Genomic DNA, 23844 nt, shown 5'->3' with positions numbered 1-23844 from the left:
GTTCAGATCATGAATTCGCGTAATACCGCAGCCATCTCTTCCCGGTTTAACCGATCTTTGGGCGGTACTTTTTTGATCGAAGTATTGCTGGAATGCACAATATTCACGTAATTGCGCGGAACTAGCAGCTCATGCGGAAGCTCAATGACATTGCCATGTGTTCCCCGGCCCGGCAGCTTCACCCGGTATCCTGCTGCGTACTCCGCCGTTTTATATAGGTAGACATAGAACTGCGGGGAACGATGGAACGCTGGAGCCATCTCATGATTCACGCTGTCCCACAGATATCCATTCTGATTAATGAGTGCCATCGTTCCGGGCTGCGGCTGCACATCATAGAGCTGTTGAACAAACGTCTTGTGATACAGATCATCTGAATCCAGTCGGGCTATATAGATATCCTCTGCTCCCTCGGCAAAAGCCAGAATGGCACGCACACTTTCGATATTTGTTCCAAAACGGATATTGGAAGGCAATGGCTCCTGTTCAGCCAAAATCTCTTGCATCAGTTCCCCGGATTCCTTGGACAGCTTCACCACGGTCAGGAAATCCTGATTCGTCTGGGCCTTAAGGCAATGCAAGGTGAATCTACGAAAAATACCCACCCGCCGCTCCAGCCATTCTCTCGTCAGCCGCTGCGGGTCCATCCCATAATTGTTGAAGTTAATCTCAATAACCACTCTTCTGGACATACCCTTCCTCCTCATTCATTCTGTGATCTTCTTTCAATTCAGTCAGACTATTTTCATAGTCTTTGCAGCCCTTTCCACGCCAAAAACGGCCTCTGTCTGCTTGAAGCTGCCATACAGAAGCTCTAGTCAATCCAGCCGACTCTATAACGTATGAAAAAATAATAGAACCGGTCCGGACTCTTGCACGTGTTCTTCCATAAATCAGCTTTTACATAAGCCCGCCAGCGCTCACCTGTACCGGAAGTAGATTGATATATACCCGAAGATGCGCCCTGCGGGTCGAACGCACAATACGTAGTCGAATCCGCAACATAGAATAGAGCAATTGAATTTTCAAAGGGGGCCTTATACCAGAATGAATGCAATCTATCTTGAAATGGATGGTGTGCTGGATCAACTTGAAGCCGCGGTGAGAGAGCAGCGTCCTTTCTCTCTGGTCCGTGTGGGTGATGGGGAGAATATCGTCATGTCCCAGGAAACGGTCTGGACCACGGAACAGGTTCTGCAAGAGCGTTGGGCCATCAAGGCCAATCTGGGTCAAAAAGGACTGCGTCTACCCAATCTGCAGCTCCGGGATGAGGTAGCCGCTTCCTTACAACGGGCGAATATCGTAGGCGTTCTTCCACACGGGGACAGTACTATCAAAGCCCCGGAGCATCTCAAAAGACAGCTGACCGACACGGTGTTCGCGCATTTCGGCATTTCTCCGGCACTGACTTGCCATGCCTGTGTCAATCGGGAACTCGCGCAGGTGCCCCGCTTCTGGAGTATGCTCGCAGGCAAGCGTATACTGCTCGTTACCCGCGAGATTGAACAGTTGCGGGCCATGCTCGTTCAGGAGCCGTATCACCTGAATATTACAGCTGCGCTGCCCTTCGACGGCTGGGATCAGATGCAGGAGACACTGCAATGGATTCAAACGAATCAGGATACCTTCGATGTAGCTCTCTTCTCCTGTGGTGTGAACGCGGTTGTCCTTGCGGAGCGGACAGCGGCACTTGCGGGCAAAGTAGCCATCGACTTCGGCAAAGCCAACAACATCATTTTGAAAGGCCGCGCCAACTAGTTTGTAAAAGTTAAAAGTGGATACTACAACAAAAAATCCCGGACTCCTTGGAGCCGGGATTTTTGTCTGTTCATCATAAGATGCCGTATGATAACACTCTTCCTGTTGAACCTTCTGTTCACAGGAACCAATTGGTGGCTGCAATACCATAGAACACTTCGGGTCCGGTTCGTACCGATGTGGATACCCCTGAAATAAACGAGGTATACACACTTTCCAGTGCAGGCGGTGCGGACAGATCCTGTGCAGTGAACGAATGAAATTCAGCGCCACCGTTCTGACCTACTGTACCTTCGGCGCGATAGATTACAAAGAACGGATCGTAAACACTGCCCCGTACAAGTTCAACAACGAACGTATCCCCCACTTCTCCAGTAACGCCAACCGTGCCATTCAAGGTGATAATGGGGTTTGGGACACCAAGGGTCTGCAGACCAATGGAGCCAAACGCTTCCGGCGAAGGAGACAGGGACAAACCCGGCTGTCCTACGAATCCCGAGTTCATCGAACTTCTCATATCGAGAAACACACCCATGAGTAACACCTCCAATGCTATGGGATACGTTATTCTATGAATCTCGACTCTCTTTGGACTGGATGGGTAACAGATTCCATCCACCTATTTTTATTTGCCCCCGGTTAATGGTATATTGAACTGCATAACGAAATGAACGGATCGTATGCACACAAGCGGTACAGGCTGTTCAGAAGGAGATTATTATTTATGAATAAACGCAAACGCCCAACAGGCAATACATCGGCCAAGGGGAAAGCATCCACAGGTTCGTCCACAGCACGGTCCGGTCGGTCCACTTTCACTTCGGCCAAATCATCAGGACCATCCGCATCACGCAATGCAGGAGCGGCGAAGAAACCAGTAGCCGCCAAATCCTCCGCGGCTCCCAAGAAGGCCGGAGCACCCAAACCCAAAGCAGCCAAACGCTCGGGCAATTCCTATTATCGCAAGCAAGAACCACCACGCCCATACAAGGTTACTGAACCGGATGAGCTGCTCAACTTCTTGCTGAAGCACTTGAAGTCCGGCCGGAATGCGGTCAAATCCATTCTGGGTCGTGGTCAGGTTTCCGTTGATCAGAAAGTGGTGACCAAGTTTAATCTGGAGCTGACGCCAGGGCAAATCGTAACGATCAGCAAAGAAGGCGCAGTTGCCGCTCCTTCCCTGACGGGCATTAACATTTTGCATGAAGACGATGATATCATCGTCATTCGCAAGGAAGCCGGACTGCTATCCATTGCCGCTGACAAAAGTGATGATCTTACTGCTTATCGCCAGTTGACCGAGCATGTTCGCCGTACTGACGCGCTGAACCGAATATTTATTGTCCATCGTCTGGACCGCGACACTTCGGGTGTCATGATGTTTGCCAAGAGTGAAGAAGTGCAGCAGAAGCTGCAGGACAATTGGAAAGAGAATGTACAGGAACGTTTGTATGTTGCCCTTGTGGAAGGCGCCGTTGCGAAAGAAGAGGGCACCATTTCCTCATGGTTGAAAGAAACCAAAACGCTCAAAATGTATTCTAGTTCTCGCCCGAATGATGGACAACATGCCATTACACACTACAAACGTCTACAGTCGAACCGCGAGTTCTCCTTGCTGGAAGTCCGTCTGGAAACGGGACGCAAAAACCAGATTCGTGTGCATATGGAAGATCTGGGCCATCCCATCGCAGGCGACAAAAAATACGGTGCTCATACCAAAACACTGGGTCGCCTGGGACTGCATGCACGGGTTCTCTCGTTCATCCATCCAACGTCGGGTGAGTTGATGAGATTTGAGACCGACATTCCGAAACAGTTCCTCTATCCATTCCGTACGGATGCTCCACCAGCGAACTAACGGGATGATTCAAAGAACAGGCATCGCTGACTCAGCGATTTCAGCCGATTCTGGACAAGCCTCGGTGCCGGAACTGGCCGATGGACTGACCACGCCTGAAAGGAGGAAGCGATACTGAAAAACTTGCTGATTACCGGTTATCGTGCACATGAACTACAGATCTTTGGACAGAAGCATGAGGGAATTCCTTTCATCAAAAAGGCGATCTCCTCCCGTCTTACGCCCCTGGTCGAAGACGGGCTGGAATGGGTGCTGACTCCAGGCCAATACGGTGTAGACCTGTGGGCCTGCGAAGTGGTGCTTGAGCTGAAAAAGACGTTCCCGGATCTGAAGCTGTCCATCATTACCGCTTTTCAGAATCCCGAGGAACAATGGAAGGAAGACAAACAGGAATATTATCGCTCCATTCTGCAAGGTGTGGACTATTATGGTGCGATTAGTCATCAGCCGTATATCGGCCCGTGGCAGTTTACTGCGCGGGATGACTTACTGCTGCGCAAAAGCGACGGTCTCCTGCTCGTGTATGATGAAGATGCCGGGGATGGAAGTCCCCGTTTTATTAAGGAAAAAGCGGTCAAAAAACAGCAGAATGAAGATTATACGATCATCAGCGTCACCTCAGAGGATATCCAATCGGTCGCCGAAGATGAACGGATGAACGATGTTGGGGATTATGAAGATTCTTCATTCTGATCTGTGCACGACTGGAGTGGCAAAGAATGACGTACATATGTTTTTTTTGGCGGTAGGTTGGGTATAAGTAGTAGTAAAACTGCGATTACCATGTCGTATGGGACAAAGGGGAACTGCAACCATGACATTAACGCCAGAGCAGCGCATTCAACTGCATGGATTCAACAACCTGACCAAGTCGCTGAGTTTCAATATGTACGATATCTGTTATACGAAAACCAAAGATGAGCGCGAAGCTTACATTGAATATATTGATGAACAATATAATGCGGCCCGGTTGAGCAAAATCCTGAACAACGTGTCTGACATTATCGGTGCCCATGTGCTGAATGTCGCCCAACAGGACTATGTTCCCCAGGGCGCAAGTGTGACGATGCTTGTCTCGGAAGGCCCCATTGTGGAGATCCCTGAAGAATCCTTCGATGAATCTCCAGGCCCTCTGCCCGATAATGTTGTCATGCAGCTCGACAAAAGCCATATTACCGTTCATACGTACCCCGAATTCCACCCGAGCGAAGGCATCAGTACGTTCCGGGCAGATATTGACGTCTCTACCTGCGGTGAAATCTCGCCGCTAAAGGCATTGAACTATCTGATCCACTCGTTCGATACGGATATCATGACGATGGATTACCGGGTACGTGGTTTTACACGGGATACGAGTGGACGCAAGCTGTTCATTGATCATGAGATCGGCTCGATCCAGAATTACATTCCGGATGAGATCAAGAGCAGCTTCGACATGATTGACGTGAACGTCTATCAGGAGAACATTTTTCACACCAAGTGTAAACTGAAAGAATTCGATCTCGATAATTATCTGTTTGGTTATACCAAAGATAAACTGAGCAAAGCCGAGCAACAGGAAATTACGGAGTGGTTGAAGCTGGAAATGGATGAGATTTATTATGGCAAAAACATCAATCGTCCTTCTTCATAGCTGATTCGTAAGGACTGATTCATACGGGCTGGGACAAAGGATAAGATGTCATGAAGCAGGATTTCGTAATGGAAACCTCCGGCATGCGCTTGTCCTTTTCTTTTGCCTAACTTGACAGGCAGCAGCTCATTTTTTTATGATGAAAGCAATTGCATTTTCCATTGAAGGAGACTGAGCCGTTGATTGAAACGAACACTTCCAGACGCAATGAATCTCTGTTACAAGCGCTGAACGCGCAGCACAAGGTTACCACTGAAAATATTGCCAATGCAGACACACCCAATTACAAAAAGAAATCGGTGGAGTTTGAGGAAGAGCTCAGACGTATCATTGAGAATGGCAAAACAGATCAGCTCGATATGAAGCGGACTCATGAAAAACACTTTCCGGTCAGTAATGCCAATGACTCCATCGTAAACTACCGGATTGTCGAGAACAACGAAACTTCCATGAATAATAACAACAATAACGTTGATATTGACAAGGAAATGGCGAACCTTTCGGAGAATCAGCTCATGTATAACTACATGGTTGATCGGGTCAGCGGGCACTACAAGAAAATGAAAAACCTGTTGCAGGATATGAAATAATGAATGGTAGAGCAGCCCTTTGGCTGCTTTTTGTTTTGTCTACATTCGGAAACATGTAGATGATCTATTTTGAATTATATTGATCCATATTAAACGCATTTAGCGTCGCTTTTCTTTTCCTAATCAGGAGGATATGCTCCTCTACTTGTGCCCTTTTTCGGTATCCTCTCTGTTTCGTAGTATAATGAGATAAAATGTATGATTTCATATCCAATAAAAGAGGTGCAACATGGCTCCACGTCATTTAAATGCTTTTCAAGGCTCCAAAGTCCGGCTGGCTGCTCCTTGCCCAGAAGACTGCATGCGGCTCTCCCGCTTTACTGACAGTTATGATTACTTGCGTAATCTGGATACCGATATTGCTGTTCCGCTAACGCCGGATGAGACGGGGTCATCCGCAGTTCGTAGAGACAATGGCTTTGAATTTGCACTGCGTACTCTCGAGGACAATCGGTTCATCGGATTCACGGCCCTCTACCGAATTGAGTGGAATAACCGCTCTGCACGCCTGGCAATTGGTATTGGTGATGACAAAGATCGGGGCAAAGGATACGGCAGTGATGCTCTCGCCCTGATTATTCGTTATGGATTCCATGAATTGAATCTGAACCGGATTGCGCTCGAAGTGATTGAATACAATGAAGCTGCGAGGCGCGCCTATCTGAAAGCCGGATTTCGGGAGGAAGGCCGTCAGCGCTCTGCCGTTCTACGGGATGGCACGCATTATGATCTGATCTCCATGAGTATCCTTGCAGAAGAATGGTCAACGCAGACCAAACTTCCGCTCGCGTTTCAGTCTACTCATGTCCAAGGAGCTAAACAGACGGAAGATCACTCAGACTCACGATTGGTCGCTGCCGAAGGATCTGCGTTGTCCTTACTTAACACCAAAGGTACAGAGAACTCTCCTGTGCAACCTCGGATTGGTGTCGGAGCGGTCATCCTCAACGAACGTAATGAAGTCCTTTTGGTTTGGCGGAATCGTCAGCCTGAACAGTACACCTGGAGTATCCCTGGGGGCAAAGTCGACCCATACGAATCCATTGAAATGACGGTCATTCGGGAGATTAAGGAAGAAGTCGATCTGGATATTACCATCGACAAGCTGCTCTGCACCGCAGAGACGATCCGACCTGAAAAACAAGAACATTGGATTTCCGTCCTCTATTCAACTCGAGTTATTGGTGGCATTGCTCGTAACCTCGAAGAAGGCGGAGCGATTGGTGAGATCGGTTGGTTCCCGCTGGATGATCTGCCATCGCCACTTGCTAGTTTCGCGGTGCCTGGTCTGGAAGTTGCGAAGAAACTCCATCTTTATTCGGAAGATTGAAATCGGGAGAAACGAATCTCATTACGGTCAGACAAGTCATATAAAGAAAAACAACCGCCGAACTCCTCTCTCTAACATAAAGGAGAGCTTGGCGGTTGTTTTCAGTTTTCTGCGCAATTTCCTTCTTTGTGGTAGTCTCAGTACGTGTATACATAACTTTTTTTCCAAAATCAAGAACCGTTTGGCCCTTTGCACGGTCTAATACGCAACAACATCCATGAAAGGAGGAGCCATGTGACCCCTGCTCAACTGACCATCGCCGCACAAAAAGGGGATGCCGAGGCTTTTGCAGCCTTAATGGAGATGCATCAGAGCCGACTGTACCGGATCGCCTGTGCCTATCTGCACAACGAGGGCGATGCGCTGGAAGCGATACAGGAATGCACCTACAGAGCTTATCGAAAGCTCAAGAAATTAAAAGAACCCTCCTATTTCGCCACTTGGCTAATCCGCATTCTGCTGAACTACTGTGCAGACGAACGCAAACGCAAGAGCCGGTTCAGCCACGTTACCGAAATTCATGAACCCAGCAGCTGGGACCAGCCCGCAGACCCTGATCTGGCCGCAGCCGTCTCTGCGCTGGATCGAGATTGCAAACCAATTATTATTCTAAGCTATTTCGAAGGTTTCTCCTTAACAGAGGTCGCTGATATTCTCGAAATTCCGACCGGAACCGTAAAATCCCGACTGCATCGAGCACTTAGGCAGCTCCGGGACCAACTTGAAACGAAAGGAGATGTAACATCATGAGCGATGAAATGAAGCCATTTGAAGCCATTGAGCAGCGTCTGAATGATCGTAAAACAGAATACGACGCCATGTCTGTACCGGATGCCGAAGCATATCAGGCTGTACAGGCCGGAATTCGTCAGGCTGCGCGCAAGCGCAAGTCCCGGCTGCGCTGGGTTATGAGCTCCATATCGGCAGCCGCAATCATCCTCGTGTTTACGGGATGTATCCGCGTCTCCCCCGCTTTTGCGTCCTTTGTGGAGCAACTGCCAGGCATGGAGGGCATCGTCAGTATGATTCGCCAGGACAAAGGGTTAATGATGGCCATCGATCAATCCCTCTTGCAGAAGGTTGGTGTGACCGATGAGCATGATGGAGCTTCGGTGACCGTGGACAGCATCATTACAGATGAGTCACGCATGGTTATTTTTTACACGATGAAAGGCATGAAAGATCCAGACAAGGGTATGTATGACATCGATTTGCTTGATGAGCATGGTAAAAAGCTGCCTGTTGCGTTTAGCTATTCCACTCCTAAGCCGGCTTCAGAAAGTGGCATTTATGAGGATAAAATCGATGTCTCATTTACACAATCTTTACCCCCACAAGAGTTGACAGTTGTATTTAAGGAACGAGGTAAGGAACCGAATAATAAGTGGAAAGTCACTTTCCCCGTGGATCGCAGCTTAACGAAAGGCATGAAAAAAATCATTCCCGTAAACCAAACAATGACCGTGGACGGGCAGCGTATTCATGTAAAACAGGCCGTTCTGTATCCCACTCGCCTTGTACTTGATATCGAATATGATCGGAACAACACCAAAAAAATCTTCGGAATTCGTGATTTGCAATTGGTAGATGAGCAAGGCCGAGCATGGCGAACGGATTCCTCCTCCATCGGAGGCTCTGGAAGTTCTGTCTTTTTCGAGAGCATGTACTTCTCCACTCCGAAAAAACTGACGCTGCAGGGGTCTGGTCTTTCAGCAGTGGATAAGGATGAATTGGTTATCAGTATCAATCCATCTTCAGGTGAAATACAAGGGGGCCCATCGAGTTTGAAATTCCTGCATAGCAAGGTAAAGGGTAAAGATCTGGTCATCGAGTTTTCTATTGCAGACGCTCAAGATTCCATTTCTGCTCTGTCATTTACCAATATCAAGGACAGTAAAGGAAAGCCATTCGAAATTAATGAGTTAGGCTGGAGTCCTTCAGGTGAAAATGGGATCTCCGAAGCAAGGATTTTCATTAAAAATGCAGCCGCAGCCGAAGGAAATCTGACAATGGAAATATTCTCTTACCCTGATCAAAGTCGTGCACCGTTCTCTATTGAAATCCCTGTGACTCCCTAAAGGAAATGTAACAGCCATAATCCGCAAGCCACATGAAGTAGTCATGCACTATAATGAAAATATCAACCATCTAGAATTAAATCGATATGTTCACAGGAAAGGGTGTTTTCACAATGAATAAGCGTTCAATCCGTTACCCGCAGCCACTCGCTCCGGGAAATACCATTGGCGTGGCTGCACCATCCAGCGGTGTAAGTGAATCCTTGCATCATTACCTTGAAGGGAGCAGGCACAACATGAAGCGCCTTGGTTTTGGTGTTCAGGAGAGCCTATTTCTACGGCATAACGCCAAATGTGTAAGTTCCTCCAAGGAAGATCGCGCTGCCGAGATCAATGCATTTTTCCGCGACCCTGAGATTCAGGCTATTATTCCTCCGTGGGGTGGAGAGTTCCTTATGGATATTCTACCCCTTCTCGATTGGGAAGCTTTGAAAACCTTGCCGCCCAAATGGGTTATGGGATATTCGGATATCAGCACCTTTTTATTCGCATACACCCTGATCACCGGAACGGCTTCGGCACATGGTCCGAACTACGTGGATCTAAGATCCAATGAACTCGATCCGGTGACCGCCCGCTGGATTGATGTATTACAGACTAGCCAGGGAGGGCAGGTTACTCAATCTTCTTCCACTCACTATCAATCGGAATGGAAACCGGATTTGTCGACGTTCAATCTGGATACTCCTTCTCGCTGGAAACAGCTTGGGCAACCCGAAGGAGCAGACTCGCAGGTTACATTCTCAGGTCGGTTGATCGGCGGTTGTATGGATACAATCACCTGTCTGATTGGCACGCCTTACGCACCTGTTGAAGCGTATCTTAATCAGTATTGTGCAGAAGAAGGAACGATCTGGTATCTGGAAAGCTGTGAGATGAATGCGGGGGATATCTACCGCCATCTGTGGCAGATGAGACAGGCTGGCTGGTTTGCTGGCGTTAAAGGCTTCATGTTTGGCCGACCTGCTGGTTATTCGGATACAGGAGATTTCAACTTCATCGATGCCCTGTCTTCGGCTCTCGGAGATATGGATGTTCCCGTATTGTATGACGTGGACCTTGGTCACATCCCGCCACAATTAACTTTTGTGAATGGCGCACTGGGCAGCGTGGCTTATGAGAATGGGCATGGAAGACTTGAGATGGCATTTGTGTGATCACCTTTTGTAGGCAGATGCATACCTTGAAGTAAGAAATGATTTTGAGGAAGGGTTGTGCATCATGTCTGAATCCACGTCCACACCATCCGCACGGGTCGTATACCAAGCCAATCAACCAATGCTCCAATCCGTGCAAAGTGTGCGGAATATGCTTCATCATACAGCCCGGCAGCATGTAGGCAAGAAGGTGCAAGTCCAGAATATCGATGGCCAAGTATGGGAAGGTGTCATTATCAGCGCAGATCGGGGAATATTGTATCTCCAGGTTACGCCGATGCATGGATATCCCGAGCCACGCGCCTTGTTTGGACCAACTATTTTGCCACTCGTGCTGTATGAGCTGTTGGTCATTACCCTGTTGATGTAGTTGTTTTTTGTTTCGATCGAGCCTAATCCAAGAAGCTTCTCTCCCTTTGACCATCCGGCCCTGGGAGCGAAGCCTTTTTTGGGTTTTTGGAGTGATCGGTTATCAATTTGGTGTGAATGCATGCATTAATCTCTGCAACCTGGATGACTTCCTGTAATTCGTGCGGTATGTTTCCTTGCTAACGTGTGAAATATGATACAATGGTGTCGGCACCAAGCCTTATCTCATATGAACGGAGCTTGATCCGGTTGGAATATATCCCTCATGATCCTCCACCCGTGCCTCAGTCTGAGACGGAGCTGGTTGGGACAAATCATACTGAACAATCCCGCGTGATTGCAATCTGTCTATTGGCAGGCAAGATCATGCTGCAAAGTGGCGGTGAGACCTATCGTGTGGAAGATACGATGAAACGCATGGCTGCCGCGCTGGGCCTTCCCCATTCGCACAGTTATGTTGTGCCCACAGGTATCTTCTTCTCGGTTGATGCAACCGAGCCTGCCAAGCTGATACGGATCTCTGAACGAACCACGGATTTACATAAGGTATCCGAAGTGAATGCCGTTTCCCGGCGTATTGGACAAGGTGAATTGTCCGTTGAAGACGCCTATGCATTGTTACAACAGATTGAGGGACAGCCCTCCTCCTATTCTGCAGTTGTGCGGCTTACAGCGGCGGCGTTATCCAGTGGTTGCTTTACCATTATGTTTGGTGGAGGCTGGGACGACTTTCTCCCTGCCGTTCTCTGCGGTGGTATTGGCTATGCAGCAGTCATTGCCTTCCATCGATTAGTACTGGTGAAGTTTTTTGCCGAACTGACCGCTTCATTTGTCATCGGTCTGCTCGCCTTTTTGCTTGTCTATATGGACGCGGGTCATGAACGGGACAAAATCATTATTGGCTCAGTCATGCCCTTGGTACCGGGACTGCTGATTACCAATGCGGTGCGTGACCTGATGGCCGGGCATCTCGTGTCCGGGTTATCCAAGGGAGCCGAGGCGTTTCTGACGGCTTTTGCGATTGGTACCGGCATTGCTGTTGTTTTTTCACTTTTTACGTAAGATGGAGGAGTTGCAGGTTATGCTTCATTTTATTGAACAGGCCCTGACCAGCTTTGTCGCCTCGGCCGCATTCGGTATTATTTTCAACGCTCCTCGGCGCATGCTGCTTCACGGTGGATTTGTCGGCATGATCGGCTGGATCATCTATATTGTGCTCGAATATGCTGCGGATGCTGTTCCTGCTACCTTGGCAGCGACCATCGCGGTTGGTGTCATAAGCCAGCTGTTCTCCCGCATGTTTCGCGCGCCCGTCATTATCTTTAGCGTGGCAGGCATCATTCCGCTTGTCCCCGGTGGACTGGCTTACAATGCGATGCGTAATTTTGTGCAAAATGACTACGGTGCTGCCATGGAGATGGCTGCCAAGGCGCTCATGTTATCCGGTGCCATCGCGATCGGACTTGTATTGTCCGAAGTGTTGAACCAGATGATTCGTCGTATACCTGAATCATTGCGAGCAAAATCCTAACACAGCAGAAGAATATATTATCACTAAACTAAAACGATAAAGGCCTGTTGGAGACAAGGTAAACGCTGTCTCCAACGGGTCTTCTATATTTCCAACCAATGTTGATCCGTTATCATCAAATTTTGCAGTGTTTTGTTTTCATCCTTGTATCCATTTGTGTGATAACTGTACAATCCATAAAAAAGAACTCCCCATGTCTGTTGGACAATCCTTGTCCATTGGTGTACGGTAAACCATTCTCTTTTATGGTAATGCACGCTTCATAACCGATGCAAATAAATCCGCCGCAACACCACTTCCGGATCTCATATAATGCTCTGCATCCGTACGATCAAATCCCATCCAGACTGCGGTCGTCCACTTGCTGGTATATCCTACAAACCACAGATCCCTGTTCGCCTCCTTGTTTACACCAGGTAATGCAGCTTGCGTTGTTCCTGTCTTCCCCGCTACCTTATGCTGACTCAGTTGTGCCCTGCTACCTGTTCCTTGACTGACCACATCTTGAAGCATGCCGGTCATGGCCGTTGCCGTGCTGGTGGAGATCACCTGCTTGTTCTCTGGCTTAAAAGCATAGATTGTCCGACCGCGTGAATCCGTAATTTCACGAATTAGATGTGCCGTATTGAACTTGCCGTTATTGGCAAACACGGAATATGCCTGGGCCATTTTTAGTGGAGACACCCCTTTATGCAAACCACCTAAGGCAATTGACAGATTAAGATCCTCCTTGCCCAGTTCAATGCCCAATCGACCTGCAAATTGATGTGCGCGTCCCAGTCCTGTCTTATGCAGCAGCCATACAGCCGGAGCATTGATGGAATGTTCAATGGCTTGCGACATCGTAACTGTACCTCTGTAACGCCCGCCCAAGTTGCTTGGTTGATAACTCCCATATTTCATGCGTTGATCAGGCAGCATGCTTTCTGGCTTAAACCGACCTGATTCCAATGCAGGTCCGTATGCAATAATAGGCTTAAATGCAGAGCCTGGTTGCCTTGCATCCGTGGTTGCCCGGTTAATGCCTCCTTTTACGGGGTCACGCCCTCCCATCATCGCTTTGACCTCACCGTTATGCTGGTCCAGTATGACCATACCCGCCTGCACTTGCTCATCCTCATGATCATCGGTGAACCGTGAAGATTCACGGAATGCTTGCTCCATCGCCAGCTGCGCTTGATCATCCAATCCCGTACGCATGGTCCAGCCTGCGGATTCAATCTCTGCTCCACTCTTGCCTGTGAGACGAGAAGCCTCCTCAATTACCGCATCCAAGGCAGACACGTAAGCAGGCGCTGTTGAGCCTGGAGTCGATTCAACTGTAGAATTGAGCGGTGTATAGTCCACATTTCGCGCTTCCTCCATCTGTTTTTTAGTAATAATTCCTTGCTCATGCATGATACCAAGAACCACAGAACGCCTCTCTTTGGACAGGTCTTCCCGATCCACCGGATTGTATATAGAAGGTCCCTTCGGAATGCCGGCCAGCGTAGCCATTTGCCAGATCTCCAGCTGATGTAGATCCTTAATCCCGAAGTATCGCCAAGCCGCGGCTTTAACGCCATATTGCTGGCGTCCCATATAAATATGATTCAAATATAGCTCTAATAGCTCATCCTTGCTAAATCTCTTTTCCATCGCCATGGCAATCGACATTTCATTCACCTTGCGAACCAGCGTTTTATCTCCGTTCAAATACAGATTTCTGGCCAGTTGCTGTGTAATCGAGCTGCCTCCTTGACTCAGGTTCATATGTAAAACATCCTGCACAACCGCCCTGCCAATGCCGATAAAATCCAGGCCATCGTGGTTATAGAAACGTCGATCTTCCGTAGCCAGAAACGCCTGCTTTAACAGATCGGGCATATCCTTTAAATCAGCATGCAGCGCATATCCCTTGGTTTGTACTTGTAATCTTGAAATTTCTGTTCCATCCGCATTGGTAATGATCGTGGAAGAGGCCACCGAAATGGCCTCAGGATGATTGCGAAGGACACCTTCGCCGTAAGTAACTAGATAGATATAGCCGACCGCAAGCAAAATAACGATTACTACAGAGGCATCAAATATATGATAAATTCCGCGCCTTATGCTGGATCTCAACATTCAGGCTCCCTAAATACATGTGGATTGGAGCCTGAATGTTCCTGTTGCTTCATTTCCATAGAATCCAGAGCAAGCTCCAGCCTTAACGTCTGCTCATACGCTAGCCTGACCCAGTGCTGAATCTCCGCTTCATCCCGGCAGCGTCCTTCCACGATCGTTTCAAGCGAGGAACGAACACCGTAGAGAGTAAGTTTCATCGGCAGATCTGCATTTATGCGACCAGATTGTAATCCAACCCAATCTGCTTGTATACGTTGCTTATGACTTCTCTCACTTTCTGACGCTATTTGTTGTCGGCTACTTTCTTCGCCATACATATACATACCAGAACTGAACCATTCTTCGTCTCTCGGCTCTCGATCTATCCACTCCTGGTCTGAACTGTTTAAGCGCTCCGATTGTATACGTATCGCAACGTCATTCAGATCCGTGGCAATCTGCCGCAGCTCTCCTCCGTTTAACACTTCAATCTGTGCTGGAATTCGGCCATGGGCCAGTTCATGAGTTCCACGACCAATCACCTTGAGGTCATCTGCAATCTTCTGGGATCGAATCCAAAAAAACAATGCAAACATACCACCACCGATGAATATAACCAATGGCGTTGTACCGATATGGTTTATCACCCAGTACATAATGCGAGTTATTCCTGTTGTCTCCGATAGGATATGATGATGGGCAAAACGTAACATGTGATAAACGACAAATAGGAGCGCTACGCTAAGTAACGCGCTTGCTCCGGAAATATATATGTAGCTCAATCTGACTGTACGTAATAATAATCTCATATTCGGTATCCTCCTCAATTTTGCAGTTCATGTGTACGATTGAGGTTAAGAATACCGAATATTTCTTAAGGAGGAAGTGGGTAACTTCTTATCATTTTCTTAATTCAGCATCTAGCATAGATGCTGAATCAAGCAAACTCTCTTATATAAGAAGAGGATTCTGCCAGGTTACCGTTCCTCTGTATCTCTGTTCATCGGAGGAGCAGTCACCGGAAAACGCGTAACAAAATCGGTCCGGCCCTGTTCACTGTAGGCAGTGATACTCCCGCGATGTAATTCAATCATGGATTTGGCAATAGCCAGCCCCAGTCCGGTGCCGCCTGTGTCGCGAGAACGGGATTTGTCCACCCGGTAGAATCGATCGAATAAGTGCGGCAAATCCTGCGCCGGAATGGGTTCACCATAATTGCTAATGCGCACCACAGCTTCTTCACCTTCAAGAGACAACGCAATCTCCATCACTTTACCCTGTGCCCCATAACGGATCGCGTTACTGAACAAGTTCTCATACGCACGAACAAGCTCGCCAGGAGCGGCCTGAATCCATAAAGGTTCTTGTCCACCAATGATCTTGTATGTCATGCCCGCTTCTTCCAGCATCGGAGCGAACTCCTCCGCAAGCTGCATCAGGAATGGATTCAGGTTCAAGGAAGTCAATGACAAGGGTAAGCTACCACCACTGACACGGGTATATTCGAACAAATCGTCGATCAGCTTCCTCAATGTTAAGGATTTCTCGTACGCAATACTCACGTAATAGCGCATCTCAATTTCATCCTGGTACCGATCCTTCTCTATGTATTCCAAAAATCCGAGAATGGAGGTCAGCGGCGTCCTCAAATCATGAGAAATGCCTGTAATCAATTCATTTTTGGCAGCAACTGCGCTGCGCTCCTCCTGCAATGACAGCTGCAATTGTTCAGCCATCTGATTAACACTGGCAGCCACAACGCCAAATTCATCCGATGTCTTCACTTCGATCCGATGAGACAGCTCCCCTTTGGCAACTTCCTGAATTCCCGCCGTAATCTCGTCCAGAACCAGCATCACCCTGCGCGTGAACAGGAAAAAGAACAGCACAAAGCCAAGTATGCCAACCATAATCATTAATGGCACCGACCCAATATGGTTCACCAGCCACCTGATGCCCCTTGCAGGGATCGAATAATTAGGATAGGTCTGAGCCGCCAGAATGGAGTGTACAACTTTGCTGCCCCCATACAAAATAGCCGCCGTCAAAATGCCACTCAGCAGAAATGCGTAGATAAATTTCCACCGGACTGTGTTAATTAATTTTGAATTCATTTCGGAACTCCTTGCTCACGCTCTGTATCCAATTAACCTCATAGACGCACGTGCTTATTGTGGTTTGATCATCTTATAACCAACACCCCATACCGTCTGTATGAACTTGGGATGTTTGCTGTCGAGTTCGATTTTCTCACGAATCTTACGGATATGCACCATGACAGTGTTGTTGGACTCCATAAACTCCTCTTTCCAGACCTGCCTGTAGATCTGCTCCATACTCAGCACAGAGCCTTGATGGCGTGCCAGCAGCTCCAGAACGGCAAATTCACGGGGAGTCAAGCGAACAGGCTGCTCATCCACCCAGACCTCATGCGTATCGGTGTTGATGACCAGATCGTCAATCACCCACTCATGCTCCTTGCTTTCCCGGCCCTCATTGAAGGTATGGTACCTGCGAAGCTGTGACTTTGCCCGTGCCACAAGTTCAAGCGGGTTAAACGGCTTGGTCACATAATCATCAGCACCGATGCTCAGCCCTGTGATTTTATCCATATCCATGCTTTTGGCGGACAGCATAATGATCGGCATTTTCTGCTCTTCCCTAATTTTCATACATGCTTCAATTCCGTCCATATTCGGCATCATGACATCCAGAATGATCAGATCAATTGGCTCTTTCTTCAATTGCTCAAGCGCCTCGATCCCATCACTGGCTGTCAGAACCCGGTATCCTTCATTGCCAAAATAAATCTCCATCAGTTTAATAATATCCTGCTCATCATCCACAAGCAGAATGGTTGCTGGCTGTGCCACGGCATTATTCCTTTCCATTCCTTGAATCATTGCTTGATCAAAGTATACCACTAGGAAATGAATCTGCGAAAATCATCGCCCTCGGAAAGAAGCAAAAACGTTGGATTTCCGGTAAACTGAGTACCCTCAATAATGGAAACGATTATGGAAACCCGATGCAGCTTCTGAATAGGTTCCTCTCTCTCTCATCAGTAGTATTGTTTTCTTCCATTTCGCAATCTCTATTATTAACATATAGTATCGTCGATCTAATCCTTGCTTAACCGTTGCTTGTTCCGGATAACATGTTCTATGTATTCTATTAAATCTTGCTCTATATTTAGGCAGAACCTCACATTATGGACCTGGATCTATCTATTCAAACAACGCTACTTTGGGCTCTATACCAGTCAGTGTCAGCATCGTATGCAGTTGACCCCTGTGGTGATACACATGTCCCATGATCTCAAGCAGCCACTCCAGACGACTGTACGAAGCTCCCCAATAGGAGTCAGTCACCTGTAATAATTCCTCTGTATTAAACTGTCTATATCGATGATAGAGGTACATCTGATTCGCAATCAGCGCTTCTTTGATCTCACTCAGTGAATTCGGCTGATTTTCCTCGTAAAACAAAGCCATTTCTTCTTCGGAAGCTCCCTCCGAAATATGTACATCTGCACGACAAATGACGGATAGATGAGAAAGCAATTCTCCGACCGGCCGTTTGCCCTCAATCGGAGTCAAAGCCAAGTCTTGCTCCGACAGTTGGTCACATAAATGGATTAATGATGTCACTGCCACATCAATATGTTTAAATGCAGACTGAATCAACAGAAACACTCCCTTTTTATCCCATTATATAGAACGTATGATCGCTAATCAACCATAAATTCCCCCTTTATATATAAACCAGCTTTGATCGAAAACCAACAATAATGAACAAAAAAAAGTCCCTCCTCCCCCATACAGACGGAATTTGGGACATTTTGTTGCTCCGATGATAACAAACACGAACTCAACTTGAATATAACGAACAATACGTTTGATCGAATCGTCCTGCGAGCAAGTCAGCCTTGCGAATGAAAAATTGCAATTCCCCACAATCCCACCATTGAAAACCGATAGCGTCATGCGTATCAATTTTTAATAGAAGCAAGGTATCCGCAAGCTCTTGTTGTGTCCGTTTCTCATCCCCGCCATAATGTTCAGTCAGCTTCCTCTCACACGCCTGCTCGTCATAAGTATACTCTTCACCAAGTACGATCTGTAACAGCGCCTGGTGTTCGGCATCCGGATGCTGACCGTCCGGGTATCCAAACATGCCACCCCAGTTCTGCGTACTCGGATGATTCCAGCTGGACTCAAATTCCAGGTATCGGTCATATAGACCTTCCTCCCCTTCGACAGCTACCGTTCCACCAGACAGCGGGGCGGCGATTGCATTCAGAGCCAGAGAATCAATGTATGCATATGTAGGAAACTCGAGATTAGGCAGCACTGTTACCGAATGTGCTACAAAATCGTCCTTACCCAGCGCGGTTTCGCCATCAGGCTCTCGCCTTATCAGGTTATGAGCGTCCGGCTCGTAAATCACACGATGCTCAATATGATAAGCCGGTTCATCCACACCAATGAAGAAGTATAACATGCCCCGTTCGGGCAAACTCCCGCGCCCATCATTAGGCGTATATGGCGTCAAATCCACGAGATTCAACTGGGCCAGGAACGTCATGGGCACCCCGTCCTGTGTCAAAGGCCATTTCATGTTGCTCGGCAGATCCGGATTTCCACCTACACGTGAATTTCCTGTTCTGCGATACTCATCGATTGTCGATACATCAAGGCGAATTCCCCAACGGCTTGAAGATAACAGCAGATCGGCAGCATTACCCAATCCATACTCCTCAAGAGTTTTCCGGGCTTTTCTGGTCAGACGTTCACATTGTTCAGGTTTAATCATACAGATCCTCCCCTTCTGACAATACATCTATGGTGAGACATATTCAGGTTCACACCTGTATATTCTTCCGCTGAGTCTTCTTTCCCTGCTTCTTGCAAAAAAAGAGACTGACATCCGGTGTCAGTCTGCTTCCTTATTATCCAGTCGGTTCATTCTTAACGATCCCGATTCGGTGAATCATTCTGGAAAGCACGAATATGCTCCTCGCCATCCAAAAATTCATGGGACTGGTGTGCAGCCATTACACCATGATAACTAATATCCAGACCCAAATCTTCCTCTTCTTCCGTGGAACGGACAGGAACGATCTTGCCAATCAGTTTCAGACCAATCCAGGTCATGACAAATCCCCAGACGACCAAAGCCGTGAGGCCGAGCGCCTGAACACCCAGCAGCCTCCAGCCACCTCCCATGAACAAGCCACCATCGGTTGCAAACAAACCCACGGCAATCGTTCCCCACATTCCGGATACAGCATGAACAGGGAACGCACCCACCGGGTCATCAATCTGCCTGCGGTCCAGCCAATTCGTTGCAGCCATCATGAGTAATCCAGATACCGCCCCGATGAATATCGCAGCTACATCACCGACAAAAGCACACCCCGCCGTAATACCGACCAGACCGGCCAGCGAGCCATTAATGACCGATGGTGCGTCTGAACGATTGAATCGGAACAAGGTGTAGAGCAGTGTAGCCGCACCGCCCGAAGCAGCAGATAACATCGTAACGATGGCAATGTGACCGATCCTTACATCAGTTGCGCTGAGCGTACTTCCAGCATTGAAGCCAAACCAGCCGAACCACAGCAGAAATGCGCCTACAGATGCCAGCGGCAGATTGCTCGGAAGCGCAATGGCACTCACGCCAAGCGGTGTGTATTTACCTTTACGTGGCCCAATAATAATCGCTGCAGCCAGTGCAGAGAACCCGCCCAACGCGTGAATGACTGCAGAACCGGCAAAATCCTGCATCCCCAGCTTGCTGAGCCAACCGCCGCCCCATGCCCAGTGTCCACCAATCGGATAAATAATGGCCGTCATCAATATGATGTACAGCAGATAGGCACGAAAGTTAATCCGTTCAGCCACAGCGCCCGATACGATGGAAATGACGGCAATGGTGAACGCGGCCTGGAACAGCCAGAATGTTTCCAATGAAACGGGTACATCCAGGTGAGACAAGTCTCCATTGAGGAAAAATCCGGTTATGCCTACAAAACCTCCGGCATCAGAGCCATACATCAAGCCAAATCCGATGGCATAGAAAAGCAACGTTCCAATCGTAATGTCAGCAAAAACCTTCATAATAATATTTACGCTATTTTTATAACGTACAAAGCCAGCCTCCAGCAGCGCGAATCCGCCCTCCATCAACAAAATCATGGCTGCACTCAGTACGACCCAGACCGTATCCATCCCGGAGCTTAACGTCTCCAAAGTCATGCTTATACATCCTCCGTTTCCCTAAGCTGTCTAATCTCCCGGATCGTTTCGGGCGTAAGCTCGATTTCATCCCGTTCGATGCTGTCCGGATGCTTGATTCGTTCAGCAATGCGGTCCAGTTCTCGTATCCGCCGCCGGATTTGTTCCATTTTGCGAAAACGCTCCTTCACCTGGACCATATATTCCACCGCCTGGTGATGGGATGCAGGGCGGCCTGCGAACCATTTGCGTACAGTCGACAAGGACTGATAAGCCACTTCTTCCGCACGTTTTTTTTGTTCGAATTGTTCAATTTTATGTTTAAGCGTTTCGATCTCGTTTTCTTTTTTGACCTTGAGCTGTTGGATAAGGTACAATAAATCGGACGATGATATTTGCAATGCTGTATGGTGATACACCTCGTCAATTACTAACATATCATGTCAGGACTCCTTACATATCAAGTTACTTGTTATCGATTATAGAGTCCACCACTACTTAGCGTCAATCCTTTTTTGGCGATGGCATGATTTCATATGACCCATTTATAAAAAAAAGCTTCATTCTCATGCACAAAACTTCAACTAACAAAGTAATTCAAACACATCTTCGCATTCACCTTTCATATCCTCTATGATGTGTATTAAGCATCCACATTTTAGGCACTACACTTACACAAGCTGACATCATAGAACTCATTTAAAGGAGAGGATCGCACGATGTTCACTCGTAATGACGACATTCGGAGCCAAATCTGGGAAGCCGTCTCTGGACTCACTGAAGAGCAATTGAACCTCCAACCCACACCTGACCACTGGAGTATTATGCAAGTTCTCCGTCACCTGAATTTGATGGAAAACATCATTGTGAAGCAAGCCCGCACCGCGCTAATGAAGGAACAGACCGTTTCTGTGGACAAAAAACCATATGAGCTTACATTGGATCGCAGCCGCTCTGTTAGCGCCCCGTCTCATCTCCAGCCTCCTGCGGAACCGAAAACGCTGGCGAATGTACGCCACGACCTGGAAGACTCCCATCAAGCGTTGATGCATCTCGCACAAGATCATGAGGCTGAACTGCTGCGAAGCAAGTCCTTTCTTCACCCGGTTTTCGGTGAGATGGATCTGGCTCAGTGGGTCGATTTTGCAAGCTATCATGAAGAGCGTCATCTGGCACAGATTCAGGATATTAAACAAAGGCTTGGCGTGTCGCACACCTAAGTCATCCCCTATTTACTCGATGTAAGCAAAAATAACCTCCAATCCACGCATTGTGGATCTGGAGGTTTTCATTTATTTTGAAACATGCTATATTTTTTTGCCCAAAATCGCCAAATCCCGGTTGACACCATCCAGCACAGCCACTTCAGGGTAATAGCCCCACTGTTCAAAGCCATGCTTGCGTAATAACCCCAGACTCGGTTCATTATGTCCAAACACAAATCCCAGAATCGTCTTGATTCCAAGCGCAGGACAAGCGTCAAAAATGGTGTTCAGCAAACGTCCGCCAGCCCCAATTCCCCGGCACTGCTGATCCACATACACACTGACTTCCACCGTCCCATTGTACGCAGATCGTCCATAAAATGAACCCAGGCTAGCCCAGGCTACAACCTGTCCCTCAAGTCTCATCACCCAGAGTGGGCGATGATCGGAAGAATGCTCCTCAAACCACGGAATACGTTGCTCGACGGTCACCGGCTCCAAATCCGCCGTCACCATTCGGCTCTCAATCGTAGAATTATAGATCTCCACAATCCTTGGTAAGTCCTCACGACTCGCATACTCAATCTGTACACTATCCAGCTTCATGTCTACTCCTCCATCATCCAGATCGATTCTATCTTATGACGGTATTATAACGGAGGAATGAAGTCGACGTCATCCCCCAACATTCAGCTCAAATCCATATTTACTCAGACAACCCTTGAATCGTGTTACCCCGGGTTAACTGCTGGCTCTGATCCGCCCAACGAATGTTAACAGAACGGGAAGTGAATAGATCCGGGCCGTCCGATACCTGGAAGTGCAGATGAGCTTCACTGGAATTACCTGAGTTACCCAGCTCTCCAATGAGGTCTCCCTGCTTGACTTTATCCCCTTTTTTGACGGCCACACTGCCTTCCTTAATGTGCCCGGTGATGCTGTATTCTCCGTATCCATGGTCAATGACCACATTATTACCCGCTGGTTCTTCCGGGTTCATAACACCTGGTATATTATCTGGAATATCATTCTTGATATCGACTACGGTTCCGTCCGCAGCTGCATAGAGCGGCTCACCAAAAGCGTAGTAGTTTTCGTTCACCTTTGCATCTCCGTTGTAACTGAAAGCTGCTTTGGTGCGAATGATATCTAGCGCATAGCGCTGTGTTTCATGCTCGTAATGATAGTTTGACATCACATCATTGCCTCCCCAGAACACATACCATTCACCCTTCATTGGGAATTGAAATTCTGTTTTGGTGAATGTTTGATCCGTATCTTCATGGGGTTCCAGTGGTTGGATTAACAGCCCTTCAATCTGATTTGCTTCGGTAAAATAGGCTTGAATTCCTTTGTCTCCTGTTTGATCCTTCCAGGCGAGCTCAGTTAAATGATTCACTTTGGCATTCACCACTAGATCAAAGGAAGTTACGCCCTCAAGGAATTGATCCGCAGACGATTTAAACTGTTCAAGCGTTAGTGCTTCCTTCAACTCGGGACTCATCTGACTGTAGATGGCATCCTTGGAACCGTTCATTAACGTATCGATGAAATTGTCGGGTGTAATGATGGCGCTCACCTCTATACCTGAATTCTCTGCCTGATGGGTACTCTCACTCGCTTCATTGGCATTTGTCGTCCGTTCCTTGGACTGCTGCTCCGCCTGCTCGGATGTAATCGAGTTACTGTTACCGCAGGCAGACAACATCAAGCAGGCTCCAAGGGCAATGGCAAGCAACTTCCAGCTCTTTTTGCTCTGTAACTTCTCATGTGCAGCATATCCTGATTTCGGAAGACTTCCCCCGCCATTTAAGTGATTCGCACGAATTTTAGATCCTTCTTTTAAACTGTTCATTCTCTACATCCCTTCTGTGTTCGTTATACTTTCCTGTTAAGTGTACAGAATGAATCTTATCCTTCGTCTAACCCATCCTTACATGTAGTTAAACTGTAGCGTCTTCTATGGCTTCATAATTAAGATTCCGTTAAGATAGCTCACACACTACATAGT

General features: G+C 47.8%; 25 protein-coding genes and 1 pseudogene. 14 read left to right on the top strand and 12 right to left on the bottom strand.

From position 1 onward, the window contains the following. Window positions 1-2: 2 nt before the first annotated feature. Window positions 3-692 carry a glycosyltransferase gene (locus BLV50_RS13855; protein ID WP_090808259.1) on the bottom strand — a complete coding sequence of 230 codons (690 nt, stop codon included), beginning with the start codon at window positions 690-692 and terminating at the stop codon, window positions 3-5. Window positions 693-1047: 355 nt separating this feature from the next. Between BLV50_RS13855 and BLV50_RS13850 the strand changes: the two genes are divergently transcribed. Beyond that, a complete protein-coding gene (locus BLV50_RS13850; protein WP_064639872.1) occupies window positions 1048-1758 on the top strand; it encodes a GT-D fold domain-containing glycosyltransferase in 711 nt (236 codons plus the stop codon). Window positions 1759-1876: 118 nt separating this feature from the next. Here BLV50_RS13850 and BLV50_RS13845 read toward each other — a convergent pair whose 3' ends face one another. Then, entirely contained in the window at window positions 1877-2293 is a 417-nt protein-coding gene (locus BLV50_RS13845; RefSeq protein WP_063564344.1) for a hypothetical protein, read from the bottom strand. A 189-nt stretch (window positions 2294-2482) separates the two neighbouring features. Here BLV50_RS13845 and BLV50_RS13840 point away from each other — a divergent pair, with 189 nt between their 5' ends. From BLV50_RS13840 to BLV50_RS13790, 12 genes and pseudogenes are all read left to right on the top strand, one after another. Continuing rightward, window positions 2483-3616 carry an RluA family pseudouridine synthase gene (locus tag BLV50_RS13840; RefSeq protein WP_072734236.1) on the top strand — a complete coding sequence of 378 codons (1134 nt, stop codon included), beginning with the start codon at window positions 2483-2485 and terminating at the stop codon, window positions 3614-3616. 114 nt (window positions 3617-3730) lie between these two features. Continuing rightward, a complete protein-coding gene (locus BLV50_RS13835; RefSeq protein ID WP_072734237.1) occupies window positions 3731-4309 on the top strand; it encodes an SLOG family protein in 579 nt (192 codons plus the stop codon). A gap of 121 nt (window positions 4310-4430) precedes the next feature. Continuing rightward, window positions 4431-5249, top strand: coding sequence for an adenosylmethionine decarboxylase (gene speD / locus BLV50_RS13830; protein WP_063564347.1), 819 nt, complete (start codon window positions 4431-4433; stop codon window positions 5247-5249). A 179-nt stretch (window positions 5250-5428) separates the two neighbouring features. Next, on the top strand, window positions 5429-5839 hold the full coding sequence (flgB, locus tag BLV50_RS13825) for a flagellar basal body rod protein FlgB (RefSeq protein ID WP_090808256.1): 411 nt from the start codon (window positions 5429-5431) through the stop codon (window positions 5837-5839). A gap of 229 nt (window positions 5840-6068) precedes the next feature. Further along, window positions 6069-6560 (top strand): annotated as a pseudogene (locus tag BLV50_RS33440) (GNAT family N-acetyltransferase); the annotation flags it as partial. 201 nt (window positions 6561-6761) lie between these two features. Continuing rightward, on the top strand, window positions 6762-7169 hold the full coding sequence (locus BLV50_RS13820) for an NUDIX domain-containing protein (RefSeq protein ID WP_256337971.1): 408 nt from the start codon (window positions 6762-6764) through the stop codon (window positions 7167-7169). 234 nt (window positions 7170-7403) lie between these two features. After that, the gene (locus BLV50_RS13815; protein WP_090808254.1) at window positions 7404-7919 is read left to right on the top strand and encodes an RNA polymerase sigma factor; all 516 of its coding nucleotides are present in this window, start codon (window positions 7404-7406) and stop codon (window positions 7917-7919) included. Beyond that, entirely contained in the window at window positions 7916-9247 is a 1332-nt protein-coding gene (locus tag BLV50_RS13810; protein ID WP_090808252.1) for a DUF4179 domain-containing protein, read from the top strand. Before BLV50_RS13815 ends, BLV50_RS13810 begins: the two co-directional genes overlap by 4 nt. Before the next feature lie 113 nt (window positions 9248-9360). Further along, window positions 9361-10404 carry a S66 family peptidase gene (locus tag BLV50_RS13805; RefSeq protein ID WP_090808251.1) on the top strand — a complete coding sequence of 348 codons (1044 nt, stop codon included), beginning with the start codon at window positions 9361-9363 and terminating at the stop codon, window positions 10402-10404. Window positions 10405-10468: 64 nt separating this feature from the next. After that, complete coding sequence (locus BLV50_RS13800; protein WP_076291774.1) at window positions 10469-10774, top strand: hypothetical protein; 306 nt, start codon at window positions 10469-10471, stop codon at window positions 10772-10774. A gap of 365 nt (window positions 10775-11139) precedes the next feature. Next, complete coding sequence (locus BLV50_RS13795) at window positions 11140-11835, top strand: threonine/serine exporter family protein (RefSeq protein ID WP_371129258.1); 696 nt, start codon at window positions 11140-11142, stop codon at window positions 11833-11835. Between the two features lie 19 nt (window positions 11836-11854). Then, a complete protein-coding gene (locus BLV50_RS13790) occupies window positions 11855-12304 on the top strand; it encodes a threonine/serine exporter family protein (protein WP_063564353.1) in 450 nt (149 codons plus the stop codon). A 243-nt stretch (window positions 12305-12547) separates the two neighbouring features. Here the strand turns inward: BLV50_RS13790 and BLV50_RS13785 are convergent, their stop codons facing one another. The 8 genes from BLV50_RS13785 to BLV50_RS13750 form a co-directional block, all read right to left on the bottom strand. Beyond that, the gene (locus tag BLV50_RS13785; RefSeq protein WP_371129250.1) at window positions 12548-14407 is read right to left on the bottom strand and encodes a transglycosylase domain-containing protein; all 1860 of its coding nucleotides are present in this window, start codon (window positions 14405-14407) and stop codon (window positions 12548-12550) included. Continuing rightward, window positions 14404-15198 (bottom strand): hypothetical protein, encoded by a 795-nt coding sequence (locus BLV50_RS13780; RefSeq protein WP_090808245.1) that lies wholly within the window; start codon window positions 15196-15198, stop codon window positions 14404-14406. Before BLV50_RS13780 ends, BLV50_RS13785 begins: the two co-directional genes overlap by 4 nt. 168 nt (window positions 15199-15366) lie before the next feature. Then, complete coding sequence (locus tag BLV50_RS13775) at window positions 15367-16503, bottom strand: sensor histidine kinase (protein ID WP_072734244.1); 1137 nt, start codon at window positions 16501-16503, stop codon at window positions 15367-15369. A 54-nt stretch (window positions 16504-16557) separates the two neighbouring features. Then, a complete protein-coding gene (locus BLV50_RS13770) occupies window positions 16558-17280 on the bottom strand; it encodes a response regulator transcription factor (protein ID WP_063564620.1) in 723 nt (240 codons plus the stop codon). A gap of 336 nt (window positions 17281-17616) precedes the next feature. Beyond that, the gene (locus tag BLV50_RS13765) at window positions 17617-18084 is read right to left on the bottom strand and encodes a DinB family protein (protein WP_256336556.1); all 468 of its coding nucleotides are present in this window, start codon (window positions 18082-18084) and stop codon (window positions 17617-17619) included. A gap of 175 nt (window positions 18085-18259) precedes the next feature. Next, window positions 18260-19204, bottom strand: a complete 945-nt coding sequence (locus BLV50_RS13760) for a DUF1963 domain-containing protein (protein ID WP_063564358.1) — start codon at window positions 19202-19204, stop codon at window positions 18260-18262. A 155-nt stretch (window positions 19205-19359) separates the two neighbouring features. Next, complete coding sequence (locus BLV50_RS13755) at window positions 19360-20649, bottom strand: ammonium transporter (RefSeq protein WP_072734246.1); 1290 nt, start codon at window positions 20647-20649, stop codon at window positions 19360-19362. Between the two features lie 2 nt (window positions 20650-20651). Beyond that, window positions 20652-21065 carry a hypothetical protein gene (locus BLV50_RS13750; RefSeq protein WP_063564360.1) on the bottom strand — a complete coding sequence of 138 codons (414 nt, stop codon included), beginning with the start codon at window positions 21063-21065 and terminating at the stop codon, window positions 20652-20654. Window positions 21066-21347: 282 nt separating this feature from the next. Here BLV50_RS13750 and BLV50_RS13745 point away from each other — a divergent pair, with 282 nt between their 5' ends. After that, window positions 21348-21848, top strand: a complete 501-nt coding sequence (locus BLV50_RS13745) for a DinB family protein (protein WP_090808241.1) — start codon at window positions 21348-21350, stop codon at window positions 21846-21848. Between the two features lie 87 nt (window positions 21849-21935). On the opposite strand, the gene BLV50_RS13740 is transcribed toward BLV50_RS13745, so the two are convergent. Further along, complete coding sequence (locus tag BLV50_RS13740) at window positions 21936-22439, bottom strand: GNAT family N-acetyltransferase (protein WP_090808239.1); 504 nt, start codon at window positions 22437-22439, stop codon at window positions 21936-21938. A gap of 100 nt (window positions 22440-22539) precedes the next feature. Next, entirely contained in the window at window positions 22540-23688 is a 1149-nt protein-coding gene (locus tag BLV50_RS13735; protein ID WP_083584735.1) for a M23 family metallopeptidase, read from the bottom strand. Window positions 23689-23844 lie beyond the last annotated feature (156 nt).

This window comes from Paenibacillus sp. 276b (assembly GCF_900107875.1).
GTDB classification, from domain to species: Bacteria; Bacillota; Bacilli; order Paenibacillales; family Paenibacillaceae; genus Paenibacillus; species Paenibacillus marchantiae.
This window is presented reverse-complemented; position numbering and strand designations above follow the sequence as displayed.